The organism is Psychromonas sp. SP041, assembly GCF_000470315.2.
GTDB lineage: Bacteria > Pseudomonadota > Gammaproteobacteria > Enterobacterales > Psychromonadaceae > Psychromonas.
The window spans coordinates 48,239-61,993 of record NZ_CBRF02000030.1; the positions used below are offsets into that span (position 1 = coordinate 48,239).

Here is a 13,755-nt window from a genome sequence, read left to right on the forward strand (position 1 = left end):
TTCAATAAATTAATTTCGATGATAAAATTTTGTTTAAACATTCCGCCCACCCAGCAGGACCATATAGGCTGCTTTGAAAAACATGTTCATTCCTTGTTAACTCAGGGAAGTCATGGACAGGTGAACGAACTTGTACCGCTATTGTTGCTTGTTCAAGCATAGCGATATCATTTTTGCCATCGCCTAGTGCGATGGTCACAATTTGATTAGGCAATGACTCTAAATCGATGGACATTTGGTTATGCTTATACTGCTCAGTTAACCAAGCTTGTGCCTGGCCTTTATCACAGTGGCCGCTGATGTGTAAGAAACGACCTCCTTGCAAAACGTTTGCACCTAACTTAACCATGAGATGAGTGAATTTTTCTTGTTGTTCTTCACTTCCCAACCAATTTAAAGGTTCTCCATATTGGCGCTGCTTAGACAATGCTGCATTTTCAAGGCTTAAACCGGTGAGTTCTGCTAGTTGTTCTACTGTCATGCCAGAGAAACCTTGGAAAGCCTCTTTGAATGAATCTGCGTTATTTTTTAACAGTGCTAGCCAATGATCTTTATTTGGACAAAATGATTTAACCCAAAATCCATTTTCTAGTTGGGTATCTGCAGGTTGTGTTGGAAAGTAATTAACAGGGATGTAGATGGCCGCGCCATTTTCAATAATAAAAGGAGAGTTTAAGTTGAGTTGCTGACGAATTAATTGAATTTCAGGAAGTGTTTTACTGCTGTTAGGTATTATCGCAATATTATTCTGCTTTAACCTCATTATCATGTCTGTTGCGTCATCAGTTTGATAAGTATAATGGTCCAATAATGTTCCATCTAAATCGGTAAACACCAATATTTTTTTATTCATCTATATTCCGTTTATTTGATGAGATACTTTGAGCTCTTTTACCTTGTTCGATATATTTATAGCACACTATTTTGTACAAAAAAAAACTATTTACTTTTGTTTTTAACTATTTAAAAAAACTAAAGGTTATATCATTCACTACAATTCAATATTAATTCCATGCTAAGTATTAGTACTCATTAATATTAAAATGAACCGTTTCATTTCCTATTAATGCGAATAAATCTAGCTAATAAATAAAAAGTAAGCTTTTCTACAATACATTAATTACGCAAAAATTAAACAATTTGTATTAATTTCCTGCATTTCAAATGTATTACTTAATGACTTAGATTGAAAAACGACCAAGCAATACCTCATTTACCACATAAGGACATCACTTAGTCGTCAATTGAAAATAACGGTTAATAATTGATTTGAAAATACATTTAGTCTTATTCTTCAATTCATTTACATCAAAAAATAAATTAAAAAGAATAAACTTGTACTCGATATCACTGTCGCATTGACCAACTCGTTAAGATTAAATAAGCGCTTAATTACCATTGTAGAATTAGTTGAATTAGTTGATTTAATCATATTGATTCCCTTAAAGTGAGTAATTTGAAGTAGACGTTAATAGTGATAAGTTACTAATTGATGACACTTGAACACTTTCTAATAGAATCTCATTCCCCTCTTTTTTATTATTCACTTGTTCATCTGAATTGAGTTCATCATTGTTTGATTTTAACTGTTCATTCGACTCAGGTACTGTCGTTTCATCTGCTATCTTTGAAGAGGTTTTATTCAGTTTAGATTGGCTTAAGTTAGACTGACCTAAGTTAGACTGGCTTAATTTAGAATGATTTAAGTTAGCGTCTGAATTACCTTGTTGATCAAAACCTAAGTTAATTTCATCTAACAATAAATCGGTATTAACTTGCACGGTCTCAGGATCGTTAACGTACATATTAATTGGTGTGTTTTTCTGTTTCTGACCTACTGCCTTTTCTTGCTGTTTAGCAAACAAAGTTGTTTGTTGCTCTTGCTTTTTTTGTTCATCTTTTCTTCGCTCAATTAATGCTATACGTCTTTGTTCTATTTTCTCATTACGCTTTTGCACCGTGATTGCCAGTTCCTGCGTTTCTGGCTTGTATTCCATGACACGCACTTTTCTTAACCCATAATTGTAAGTGCTGTTAGCTAATTGCATTGCTTCGTATTCACCTAAAGTGATTAGAGTCAGTTGATTTTCTGCAACACCTTGATTAACTAGAAAATCAGCTACTTTTTTTGCACGCTCTTTTGCAAGTTTTAGATTATAAGTTGCACTACCCGATTTATCTGTATTCCCTACGACTTGCCACTGTTTAGTCTCTACTTGAGACTTAATGTGCTCTGCGACTGATACCAACTCCAGCTTATATTCAGGTGCAATCACTGAAGAAGAGAGAGCGAAATACACATCAGTGACGTCATTTTTATTCTTTTCTAAACCTTTTAAACCTTTATTATCAATTTGTGCTTCTTTCGATGATCTAAGTTTCGATGAACTAAATTTTGAAGAGTTAAGTTCTGCTGTGCTAAGTCCTACAGCGCTATGCATAGAATTTTCACGTTCCGATAATAAATTCTGCTCTGCAATCGCAGCTTGTTCACTAATGTCTGTTGTTAATAGGCTGTCGTCTTGAGTACGTTTAAAAAAAGCGGCATTATTGCGTTCACCATCAAGACCATTATTATTTGCTTTTACTGGTACCGTGTAGCGACTCAAGTGTTCAGAAAATTTCATTGCTTCTTTATTAGAACGGTAATCTTCTAATAACAACAACCCTCCCGTTAAAGCAGAAAGCGCAATAACACCAACGAGCGTGTTTTTAAGATGAGATGATTTTTTTGGTAATTGAGTATTCATAATGTTTACCCCTTTTGAGATTAATAATGCAACTTCGGCTGCTGTTTAGATGTCAGTATTACAACAAACCTAAATGGCAAAATTAGGGAGTAAAAAAGGCAAACTAATGATCAATTATGTTCAAATAATGGCAAAGGGTTTATTTGATTGTTTTTACGCTCCACCAGCGCCACAATGAATCACTAAAATAAGTAAATGAACCAATAAATAGGAATGAAAGCGAACATGAAACGTATTGCAATTATTGAAGATGACCAAAGTATCCGAGAAAACTATACCGATCTTATGACGCGTTATGGTTATCAAGTAGAGGGTTACGAAGGTAGAGAGCAAGCAATGCAGGCATTCACAATCCGTTTACCTGATTTAGCCATTATTGATGTTGGTTTAGGCCATGAATACGATGGAGGTTTTTTATTGTGTCAGCAATTACGTCAATTATCGGCAACGATTCCTATTATATTTCTAACCGCTCGTGATAATGATTTTGATAGTATTTCAGGATTGCGTTTAGGTGCAGACGACTATTTAAGTAAAGAAATTGGTTTAGAACATTTAATGGTGCGAATTAGTGCCCTATTTAGACGCACAGAATTAAGTCAATCAGTCCAAACTACAGAGTCTTCTGTTTTAACACGTGGTGCTTTAACCATTGATAATGACAAAATGCAGATTAGCTGGAATAACCAACTGCTTGAAGTGACTATTACTGAGTTTTGGATCATTCATGCGTTGGCCAATAAGTCAGGTGTCGTCAGAAGTCGTCAACAATTAATGACCGACGCCAATATGGTGGTCGATGACAATACCATCACTTCTCATATCAAACGTATCCGCAAAAAATTTATACACATAGACTCCGCGTTTGATGAAATAACCGCGATTTATGGCATGGGCTATCGTTGGGATATCTCCCCAGAGGCACAAGCGTAATGAGGTTTAAGTGGGGGTTGCGTAGTAAGTTATTAACACTCAGTAGCTTATTGTTATTGCTGCCTTGGTTTGCCTATCAATTTGTTATTGAAATGGAAAACTTCTTACGTTTAGGCCAACAACAAACCTTACTCGGCACAACCAGCGCAGTAGCAACTGCCTTGCATGAACGCCCTAGTTTATTTAATGAAGATGACACACCAATAGCTGATTTTAAGAAAGGTCATGATCTTTATGTTTACGATTTAAAAGATCCTATTTTACTTGATGGTAATATAAAGGATTGGGCTGCTATTAAGACGCTTAACAACACTTATTCAAATGCTACTTACTCAAATACCACTAGCGAGGCTACTCAACATAATCAGGATGATGTTCGTTTCAATCAATGGCTAGGTAAACAAGGCGGTTATTTATATGCCTATTTTGAAGTGTTTGACCCCCAACCCGTTAAGCGTGAAAGTGCTAGTTCAAGCATAACGGACAATGATCACCTCATTATTGCCATGAGTTCCCCTCAAGGTGAGTTACAACGTTATATTATTTCCGTCGCTGAAGACGGCTGGTTCAATGGTTATCGATATCCTCAACACAGTATTTATGCGACAAACGTAACGCGCGAAAAATCTATCCAAGGTATTTGGAAGTCGACTCCACAAGGCTATAACATCGAACTACGTCTCCCTTTGTCATTACTAGGCGATAAGTTAGGATTTCAATTAAATACGAGTTCAACTCTCAACAGCGGTAATATTGATAACAGCATCAGCACTTCTAATCTATTAGACATCAATAAACTCGGCAGCGTGTTAATCCCTTCTCCTGAAATTGAGAATATATTATTAGCCATGAGCCATACCCGTTCTCGATTGTGGGTGGTTGATAGGCAGCAACGCGTGATAGCAAAGACCGGTGATATTCACCAAGCGACAGGCACCTGGCCTAGTGACTACTACTCTGATGGCAATAATGAGACTGAAAAAAATAATGGGAATGAAAAAAACAATAGTTCTGATGGCAACGGCTTTATTTCCAATAAAAGTGAAGAAATAAACGCCCCTTACAGCTTTTGGTCAACGATAGAATCATTAATATTATCGCCACTCTATGATTTACTCTTAGACAAACCCGACAACAGTTTTGTAGATGCAGCAAAAAATGCCACGCAACTCGATTATGCATTAATTGATGAAGCCCTCACGGGTAAAGCAGCGACACAATGGCGATTGAACGCAGATCAAAAAGTATCGATTTTGAGTGCGGCACATCCGATCTTCATTAACGGTAAAGTTGTTGGTGTTGTACTTGCTGAAGAAACAAATCACGGGATTTTAACGTTACGAAATCAAGCTTTAGAGAAAATGTTTAATGTGTTGATTGCTATCATTTTCATTGCCGGTATTTTACTATTTTTGTTTATTTCTACCGTGGTAAAACGCATTCGGCTATTACGCGATCAAAGCGAACATATCCTCGATAACAATGGGCGTTTAAATGGAGAATTCAACGCAAGTCAACACAGTGATGAAATTGGAGATTTATCACGTAGCATGGCAGATATGGTAAAACGATTAGGCCAATACCATCATTATGTTGAGCAATTGTCAGCACGCCTATCTCATGAATTACGCACACCCGTTGCTGTCGTCAGATCTTCTCTTGAGAATTTAGCGTTATTACCTGCAAACGATGAACAAAAAAAGTACATACAGCGCTCTCAACAGGGAATCATCCGACTTAATAAAATACTGACCAGTATGAGTGAAGCGAGCCGGATTGAACAAAGTTTAGAACAAGGTGAAAAACAAACTATCGGTCTAAAAATGCTGATTAATAGCTGTTTACAGGGTTATGACATGATTTATAAACAATCAAACTTCATTGAGGATTTAGGTGAAGATAGTTTATTGGTTAATGCCGATCCTGACTTTTTAGTGCAATTACTGGATAAAATCGTCCATAACGCCGTTGAATTTTCCTCTGATGGTAAAGCAATAAGTGTCCGCTTAACTAAAAAAGACAGCTCTGCGGTGTTAACCATTGAAAATACAGGTCCGTTATTAGCAACAGATCAACAACAAGACTTATTCCAATCAATGGTGTCTATCAGACCTTCATCGCAACAGCATGATACACATTTAGGCTTAGGTTTATACATTGCGAAGATGATTTGTGATTACCATCAAGCCACGCTATCTATTGACAATAATCATCAATTAACTGGGGTGATCGTCACTATTCGCTTTCCCTTATTGGCGCTATAAATTAAGATGTTTGGTTAAATAGACTGATTATACCAATCACACTAATTAACTGATCTATTTTACTGGTTAAAATAACTTATTTTTTCGTTGTAAATTTCGTAAAGGGAACAACCATTTAGCTCAATTTACGCCTTAAACTAAGCCATTTTTCCTGCGCTAAATTTAGACCACTTATTTAATGTAATCGGTATTACATTTATAAAGCTAGATATTTACATAGCTAACACTATATCAATACAGGATTTTCAATGCGCGTATTCGCCACCTCAGATGAAGCTCAATTTGCATTAACTCAACTCAGTAAAATACAATTTTATTTTGTAGAAAAATTAGAAAAACTATCCACTGGAACAAGCTTTAAAAGTGTAGAGTGGCTACGCGATAACGGCTCTCATGGTGGTGGTAAGCGATTTGAAGCCAGCACTAATACCATATTTAATCGAGCGTCAGTGAATGTATCGCAAGTACAATATGAAGATAGACCTGACAAAGCTTTTCTATCTGCTACTGCATTATCAACAATTATCCACCCTCAACATCCGTTAGCTCCTTCAATACATATTCATGTTAGTTGGACAGAACTTAAAAACGGCAAGCAATTCTGGCGCTTAATGGCAGATTTAAACCCAGCAGTTGAAGACACAAACGATAATGTTTTGTTTAATGATATGTTGAAAAAAGTCAGTGGCGAGTGGTTTGATAGCGGTGTAGAGCAAGGCGATCAATATTTTTATATTCCTGCCTTAAATAAACATCGTGGTGTGAGCCACTTTTATTTAGAAGGGTTTACTGGGAACGAACAAACCCCAAAAGCCTTTTCTATTGATTTTGCCACTGAAGTGATTGATTGTTATATCGCATTGCTAACAGAGAAATTTAGTCGTTTAGCACCCCCTTCTGATAGTGAATTACAACAACAACTTGATTACCATACGTTGTATTTTTACCAGGTATTAACCTTAGACAAAGGGACTACTGCAGGCTTATTAATACATAATCAAAACGATGTAGGCACACTAGGTTCTTTACCTGCTTATATAAACCGAGACTTGTTAGCAAGTTGGATAGCGCTGTCCGATGAAGCACAACAACCATTAGTTCAAGCATTAGTTGATACTCTACCTAAGCAAAAAAGTGTTCACATCACACCAGAAATAAAAGCAAATATCGCATTAGCTATTCGCCAACATTACGCAACCTTAAAGTAATCACACTTTAACAAAGAGTTATGTCCCGGTGTTGAGCCTTTGACTTTAGGCCATTGGCTTTAACCTGCAATCAGTTATGTCTTAATGTTGATCTTTTGACTTCGGACCACTGACTTTGGCCTGCAGAGACTTATGTCTTGATTTTGATCTTTTGACTTCGGGGCGCTGGCTTCAGCCTGCATTTTTTGTGTGTTGGCTTTAGATCCTTTGACTACGGGAAACTAACTTTAGCCTGCAGTTTTTGTGTATTGACTTTGATCCTTTGACTTCGGGAAACTAACTTTAGCCTGCCGTTTTTGTGTATTGACTTTGATCCTTTGACTTCGGGAAACTAACTTCAGCCTGCAGTTTTTGTGTGTTGGCTTTAGATCCTTTGACTATGGGAAACTAACTTTAGCCTGCAGGGGGTTATGTGTTGAATTTATGTTAGAAAGCCGTAGATGACAAACCTCAACACCAAAAATCCTGCAAGCTGAAAACAGGACTCGCAGAGCTCCTCCGCTCATGACACTAGGCTGTCGCTTAATTCGCCATGCGCCCCAAATAAAAATCATAACATCAAAAACTCTGCAAGCTACAAACAGGAATCGCAGAGCTACTCCGCTCATGACACTAGGCTGCCGCCTAATTCGCCATGCGCCCCAAATAAAACCAAAACCTGCAAGCTAATAACAGGAATCACAGAAAGCCTTAAGTCAAAGCAGAGAAATCAATTTATTGTTGAAAATTGTTTAGCGGAGCTAATTTTAGCCTGCTGTTTTTGTATATTGACTGTGAGCCTTTGACTTCGGGGCGCTGGCTTTAGCCTGCAGGGGGTTATGTGTTGAATTTATGTTAGAAAGCCGTAGATGACAAACCTCAACACCAAAAATCCTGCAAGCTGAAGCATGCGCCCCCAAATCAAAATCATAACATCAAAAACTCTGCAAGCTACAAACAGGAATCGCAGAGCTCCTCCGCTCATGACACTAGGCTGTCGCTTAATTCGCCATGCGCCCCAAATCAAAGTCAACACAATAAAAAGCGGTGGGCTAAAAATATTTTGTTAATTAACTTCAGACAAACTCTTTCCTTTACATAACATTTTATAAAATATTCCCGCTTACACTTCGTCTTTTACGGCACGACTTTATCTACATTCCCTCTATATCCGCAACAACCTTAACTAGACCTTTACTTACCCTTTTGATACTTCTAAAATCGTTGCAATTCTTTTCCCCCCTTTATTATGCGGAGCACTTTATGAGCAGCAAACTAACGATTACCCGTCCAGACGATTGGCATGTACATTTACGCGATGGCGAAGTATTGAAAGATACCGTACGTGATACCAGCCGTTATATGGGTAGAGCTATTGTAATGCCGAATTTAGTGCCTCCAGTCATGACAACTGAAAGCGCATTAGCATACCGTGAACGTATTTTGGCAGAAAAGCCAACAGCCACATTTACGCCATTAATGGTTATCTACTTAACTGATAATACAAGTGCGGAAGAGATCAAAAAAGCCAAGGCATCTGGCCACGTTTATGCAGCAAAACTTTACCCTGCTGGTGCAACGACCAATTCAGATTCAGGTGTAACAAACGCAGATAATATCAAAGCGGCATTACAAGCAATGCAAGAAGTGAATATGCCATTACTAGTACATGGTGAAGTGACCTCACATGATGTCGATATCTTTGACCGTGAAGAAGTTTTCTTGAAAGAAGTACTAGCACCGATTGTGGCTGATTACCCAAACCTTAAAATCGTACTTGAGCATATAACTACTGCAAATGCAGTAGATTTTGTAAATAAAGCAAGTGATAACGTGGGTGCAACCATTACAGCCCATCACCTAATGTTTAACCGTAATCACATGCTAGTAGGTGGTATTAAACCTCACTTTTATTGCTTACCAATTCTAAAACGAAATACTCACCAAGCAGCATTAGTAAAAGCGGTAACAAGCGGAAGTAAAAAATTCTTTTTAGGGACTGACTCTGCACCTCATTCAATTGGTGCAAAAGAATCAGCTTGTGGTTGTGCTGGCTCATATACTGCCTTCGCAGCATTAGAATTATATGCAGAAGTCTTTGAAGCAGAAAACGCATTAGATAAATTAGAAGGTTTTGCTAGCTTTAATGGTCCTGATTTTTATGAATTACCACGTAACACAGATACTGTTACTTTAGAAAAACAATCTTGGACAGTACCTGAAACATTAGTTTTTGGTAATGATGTTGTTGTACCTATCAAGGCAAACGAAGAGATGACTTGGAAAGTAGTTTAAATTAATAAGTCGTTAATAATAGTAAGTAGTTAATATTAAACTGTTTCAAAAATTTTTAAGTAAAATCAGCTAATAAAAAAGGGTCATATTACATAATGTAATATGACCCTTTTTTATATATAACCATCTTTTTTTACTTAAAGAGCGTAGTAAATAGCCGGATTATTTATCTTCAAATAATGGCATTTTCTTTAAGTAAGTTGTTAACAGTACAATACGAACACCGTTAACACGCCCTTCAATATGCTCAGGATTATCAGTTAGTGAAATATTACGTACAGGTGTGCCACGCTTAGCCGTAAAGTTACCACCTTTCACTTCCAAGTCTTTAATTAGCGTAACGTTATCACCCGCTAATAAAACCACACCGTTAGAATCACGAGTTGGTGCAACCGCTTCTATTTCGTCTGCAGCAACCCCATATTCAGCCCATGCTTTTTGTTCGTCTTCCATGTACATCATATCTAATAAATCTTGAGCCCAAACTTCACCCACTTTACTTAAGCGTGTCAGTAAACGAAAAGCAGTAACTTGAACAGCAGGAACTTGGCTCCACATACTATCGTTAAGACAACGCCAATGGTTATTATCCATCTCTACTGTTTTTTCAATTTGAGGTAAACAAGTAGAACACACTAATACTGATTTATCTGAATTAGGTTCTTTAACAGGTGGCACTTCAAAAATAGACAGTTCATTGGTAGATGAACATAATTCACAGCATCCGTTACTACGTTCTGTTAAAGCGGCATTGATCGGCATAATATGACCTTATAGTTAGTAGGGTAAATAAAGGGCGCTATTATGCACCCTTTTAACCACAATAAAAACCACGAAATAGTAGGCTTATTATTAATAGCAATTAATCACAAATATCATTCGGTCCACCGGCGACTTGCCAATCAACCGCGGCTAATATCGAATAAAAATCCCCTTCTTCAAAATAGTCTTGTTCTAGTGACGATAATATTACTCCACCTGCAAATGACTGTGCATATTCAGTTTTATCATTGACCGTTGGAATGCCGTTATAGTTAATATCATCAAACCGATTACCATCTTCATCTTCAACGTTAACTGCTTCATCAACACAGACATTATCAAGGTCATCATCAGCTATTTCGCGAAAACTTAACACTCCATCACCATCTGAATACAATGGAATAGCTAATACTAGCTTATTCTTTACTACACAACGATCTGTCCAATATTCTATTGCCTCTTCGGCATCTTCTAGAGACGAGTGTAAGTCGTCATTGTCTGTTGTATTTAATGCCATCACATTAATAAAATCTGGGTAATCTAGCGTATCATCTTGAACACCGTCATCTGTTGCATCATCATCTTGGCCTGTATCAACAACAAAACTAAATAGTACGCCTTGATCTTCCGCTACTTCAGAAATCTCTTTAACGAGATCTTCAAAAAGGTCACCTTCATCATCATTTTCGGGAAATTGCCAATTAATATCAACACCATCTAAATCGTATTCTTTAATCAGGTCTTCAACATTATCGGCAAAGTTATCTAAAGCAGTATCACTCGCTGCAATCGCATTAAAAGCAGAGTCACTTGAATTGCCGAATGAAACCATTGCAAAAACACCAGCATTTTGTGCTAATTCAATCATCTCTTCAAATTCGTCTAAATCGTCACCTGTTGGTAAAATCAAATCACCATCAGATTCCACACCTATTTTGCTATAGATAATATGAGTAAGCATGCCAAAATCTATATCATCAAGTGTTTCTTCATCACTAACAGACCAATAAGCAATTTGCTTAAAATTAACTGTTGTAACATCCTCTCCACATGCTGCTTCATCTGTGCCATCAATAATATCTTCTATTATGTCATCAACTTGATTGTCACAAGCAGCTAAAGCGAACAATGGAATACACATTAATAGTGTTTTTATTAGTTTATTTGAGCTTATAATTTTAATCACGAAGCGTCCTATTCTTATTCATTTTAGGTATGGTCGATAATATCACTTACCTTAAGCGGTCAAGCAAGTTAAAATGGTAAATTAACTCTATATAAATTACCAAATTAGGCAAAAGCTATGAATGAAGCATTAATAATTGCAGATAAAACTTTAATTTTACATCGTCACCCGCGTCGTAAGAATGAAACATTACAAGCGTGGGATTCAGCAGATGAATACCTGATCAATCATTTCAATGAAAATGAACTTGGTAAATACGTTACTGAAGATGGGCAGTTATTAATCATCAATGATGGTTTCGGTGCATTAAGTTGTTATTTTAATGAAATTGAAAGAACCGTTGTTTCGGATTCTTTTTTATCAGTTAGTTCAATTAAACTGAATATGCAGCGTAACCATTGCACTCCTGAGACACTATTAATTCAAGATAGTTTGCAAGAACTACCAACTAATGCAAAAGTTGTGTTAATTAAAGTCCCTAAAACATTGGCATTTTTAGAATATCAACTACAACAATTAAGTGCGGTTATCGATAAAGACACGATTATTGTTGCAGCAGGTAAAGTCGATGCTATCCATAAATCTACGCTAGCTTTATTTGAAAAATATATCGGTACGACTAAAACATCACTAGCGAAGAAAAAATCACGCTTGATCTTTAGCTTGCCAGACCAAAATGAAATTCCAGAAACTGAAGTCGCTATTACTTGGGAAATAGAGCGTTTAGAATGGAAAATTCATAACCATGCAAATGTATTCTCTCGTAACCATTTAGATATTGGCGGCCGTTATTTGATGGATAACTTACCTGAAGGCGACTTTACTAAAGTGGTTGATTTAGGTTGTGGTAATGGTGTTGTGGGCATGTCGGCTGCTGAAGCTTACCCAGAAGCGCAAATTACCTTTATCGATGAGTCGTACATGGCAGTTGATTCAGCACGTATCAACATGTTAAAAAACTTCGAAGAAGAACGTTCTGATAATACACGTTTTGTTGTTAATAACGGTCTTGTTGGTTTCAAAGCACGTAGCTATGATTTGATTCTATGTAACCCGCCTTTCCACCAACAACATGCCATCACTGATCATATCGCATGGAGCATGTTTAACGACGCGCATTTTTGTTTAGCAGTGAACGGTGAGTTAGTGATTGTTGGTAATCGCCATTTAGATTACCAAGACAAATTGGATCGTATTTTTGGTAATTGTGAGTTGATTGCTGAAAACAAAAAGTTTGTTGTTTTACGTGCAGTAAAATACGACTAATCTTGTCGCAATAAACAGGTGTTATAACCTGTCTTTAAAAATATCAAAGGCTGTACTCGTTTTAGTACAGCCTTTTTAAATTTCCTTTTATCTCAACCCACTTATCATCTGAATCCACGTAATAAAAATTAACTAAACACACTATTCAATAAATGCACTCATTCAATATGCCGCGATTAGAGCATAAGCTTAACTTCGAGTTACTACTTTTCCACACGTATACACTTCACCATAAGAGGCAGATTTAACTTTAAGTGTTGTTTGCGTTAATGCCATTATTGTTCCTGATTCATTAACCGTCGCTGGTAAGATCTTTTTTAAATTTAAAAGTGCTTCTAATTCAGGATGACTTACATTTTTAAAATTAACATCTTTAGATTTAATATTGAGTTCATTCCCTTTAAGCGCCCAGGTAGAATTATCAGTCACACTGTACTTAAGCTCAGGCATACCATTAATTTTAAAAAACAAATAACCACTGCCGTTAGATTGACCATTAGTTAGATAATTAATTTTATAATTTACCTTAATCGACATTTTAGTATTAGGCTCTTCTACTTCATGTTGACATAACCAAGTACCGTATAAGTTCTTTTCAGTAATTGATGACACTGTTGGAGTAGATTCAGCCGTACTGACTTCTGCAGCAAAACTCGGCATTGAATAAATAAACATTAATGTTGGCAGTACTTTAACTAAATTCATGTTTTACCTTATAACAAACGAAATAAAAAAAGTGTTAGGCTAAAAGCCCGATCATTAAACCTATGCAACTCTTAGTCAACATTCTAAACAAATAAATCCTTTTCTCTTATAAAAATTATTTTTATTTAATTGTTATAAAGAAAATCAAAACTAATGCGATACAAAAACACGACAACTCGTTTTAAAGAAAATTTAGTGATTTGCCTTTGAGGAGCCCACTTTAACTTTTTGTTTATTAAAAATAAGAAAAAACTGATATAAAAAAGCCCCACGAACAGCGCAATGCCGTTCGGTTAAGAGATTTTAGGCTTATATCTTAACGGATATCTAGATGGAATATAGAGCACTGAACGTGAAAACGTTCGGTGTTTTCTTTTTTTGGGTAAAATAAAATGTTTAACATCTTC

10 protein-coding genes are annotated in these 13,755 nt (G+C 36.5%); 5 read left to right on the plus strand and 5 right to left on the minus strand.

Features of this window, described 5'->3' with window-relative positions; genetic code table 11:
• Nucleotide 1 precedes the first annotated feature (1 nt).
• Nucleotides 2-853: an HAD-IIB family hydrolase gene (locus SP041_RS15485; RefSeq protein WP_025566178.1), complete on the minus strand. Its 852-nt coding sequence runs from the start codon at nucleotides 851-853 to the stop codon at nucleotides 2-4.
• A 589-nt stretch (nucleotides 854-1,442) separates the two neighbouring features.
• Entirely contained in the window at nucleotides 1,443-2,750 is a 1,308-nt protein-coding gene (locus tag SP041_RS15490) for an OmpA family protein (protein WP_025566179.1), read from the minus strand.
• Between the two features lie 225 nt (nucleotides 2,751-2,975).
• Between SP041_RS15490 and pdsR the strand changes: the two genes are divergently transcribed.
• The 4 genes from pdsR (at nucleotide 2,976) to pyrC (ending at nucleotide 9,429) form a co-directional block, all read left to right on the plus strand.
• Nucleotides 2,976-3,683 carry a proteobacterial dedicated sortase system response regulator gene (gene pdsR / locus SP041_RS15495; protein ID WP_025566180.1) on the plus strand — a complete coding sequence of 236 codons (708 nt, stop codon included), beginning with the start codon at nucleotides 2,976-2,978 and terminating at the stop codon, nucleotides 3,681-3,683.
• Nucleotides 3,683-5,947 carry a proteobacterial dedicated sortase system histidine kinase gene (gene pdsS, locus SP041_RS15500; RefSeq protein WP_025566181.1) on the plus strand — a complete coding sequence of 755 codons (2,265 nt, stop codon included), beginning with the start codon at nucleotides 3,683-3,685 and terminating at the stop codon, nucleotides 5,945-5,947. The genes pdsR and pdsS overlap by 1 nt, the downstream gene beginning before the upstream one ends.
• A gap of 248 nt (nucleotides 5,948-6,195) precedes the next feature.
• Nucleotides 6,196-7,155 (plus strand): coproporphyrinogen III oxidase, encoded by a 960-nt coding sequence (locus SP041_RS15505; protein WP_025565952.1) that lies wholly within the window; start codon nucleotides 6,196-6,198, stop codon nucleotides 7,153-7,155.
• A 1,242-nt stretch (nucleotides 7,156-8,397) separates the two neighbouring features.
• The gene (gene pyrC / locus SP041_RS15510) at nucleotides 8,398-9,429 is read left to right on the plus strand and encodes a dihydroorotase (RefSeq protein ID WP_025565751.1); all 1,032 of its coding nucleotides are present in this window, start codon (nucleotides 8,398-8,400) and stop codon (nucleotides 9,427-9,429) included.
• Between the two features lie 162 nt (nucleotides 9,430-9,591).
• Here pyrC and SP041_RS15515 read toward each other — a convergent pair whose 3' ends face one another.
• Both SP041_RS15515 and SP041_RS15520 read right to left on the minus strand, forming a co-directional pair.
• On the minus strand, nucleotides 9,592-10,191 hold the full coding sequence (locus SP041_RS15515; protein ID WP_025565749.1) for an alkylphosphonate utilization protein: 600 nt from the start codon (nucleotides 10,189-10,191) through the stop codon (nucleotides 9,592-9,594).
• Between the two features lie 100 nt (nucleotides 10,192-10,291).
• Nucleotides 10,292-11,377: a glycoside hydrolase family 18 protein gene (locus SP041_RS15520; protein ID WP_025565748.1), complete on the minus strand. Its 1,086-nt coding sequence runs from the start codon at nucleotides 11,375-11,377 to the stop codon at nucleotides 10,292-10,294.
• 117 nt (nucleotides 11,378-11,494) lie between these two features.
• Here SP041_RS15520 and SP041_RS15525 point away from each other — a divergent pair, with 117 nt between their 5' ends.
• Nucleotides 11,495-12,643: a methyltransferase gene (locus SP041_RS15525; RefSeq protein ID WP_025565747.1), complete on the plus strand. Its 1,149-nt coding sequence runs from the start codon at nucleotides 11,495-11,497 to the stop codon at nucleotides 12,641-12,643.
• Nucleotides 12,644-12,832: 189 nt separating this feature from the next.
• Here SP041_RS15525 and SP041_RS15530 read toward each other — a convergent pair whose 3' ends face one another.
• Nucleotides 12,833-13,348 carry a hypothetical protein gene (locus tag SP041_RS15530; RefSeq protein WP_025565746.1) on the minus strand — a complete coding sequence of 172 codons (516 nt, stop codon included), beginning with the start codon at nucleotides 13,346-13,348 and terminating at the stop codon, nucleotides 12,833-12,835.
• Nucleotides 13,349-13,755 lie beyond the last annotated feature (407 nt).

What these genes read in the sequence shown, in the direction of transcription:
- SP041_RS15485 (WP_025566178.1), bottom strand. Translation starts at nt 853, where the DNA reads ATGAATAAAAAAATATTGGTGTTTACCGATTTAGATGGAACATTATTG.
- SP041_RS15490 (WP_025566179.1), bottom strand. Translation starts at nt 2,750, where the DNA reads ATGAATACTCAATTACCAAAAAAATCATCTCATCTTAAAAACACGCTC.
- pdsR (WP_025566180.1), top strand. Translation starts at nt 2,976, where the DNA reads ATGAAACGTATTGCAATTATTGAAGATGACCAAAGTATCCGAGAAAAC.
- pdsS (WP_025566181.1), top strand. Translation starts at nt 3,683, where the DNA reads ATGAGGTTTAAGTGGGGGTTGCGTAGTAAGTTATTAACACTCAGTAGC.
- SP041_RS15505 (WP_025565952.1), top strand. Translation starts at nt 6,196, where the DNA reads ATGCGCGTATTCGCCACCTCAGATGAAGCTCAATTTGCATTAACTCAA.
- pyrC (WP_025565751.1), top strand. Translation starts at nt 8,398, where the DNA reads ATGAGCAGCAAACTAACGATTACCCGTCCAGACGATTGGCATGTACAT.
- SP041_RS15515 (WP_025565749.1), bottom strand. Translation starts at nt 10,191, where the DNA reads ATGCCGATCAATGCCGCTTTAACAGAACGTAGTAACGGATGCTGTGAA.
- SP041_RS15525 (WP_025565747.1), top strand. Translation starts at nt 11,495, where the DNA reads ATGAATGAAGCATTAATAATTGCAGATAAAACTTTAATTTTACATCGT.
- SP041_RS15530 (WP_025565746.1), bottom strand. Translation starts at nt 13,348, where the DNA reads ATGAATTTAGTTAAAGTACTGCCAACATTAATGTTTATTTATTCAATG.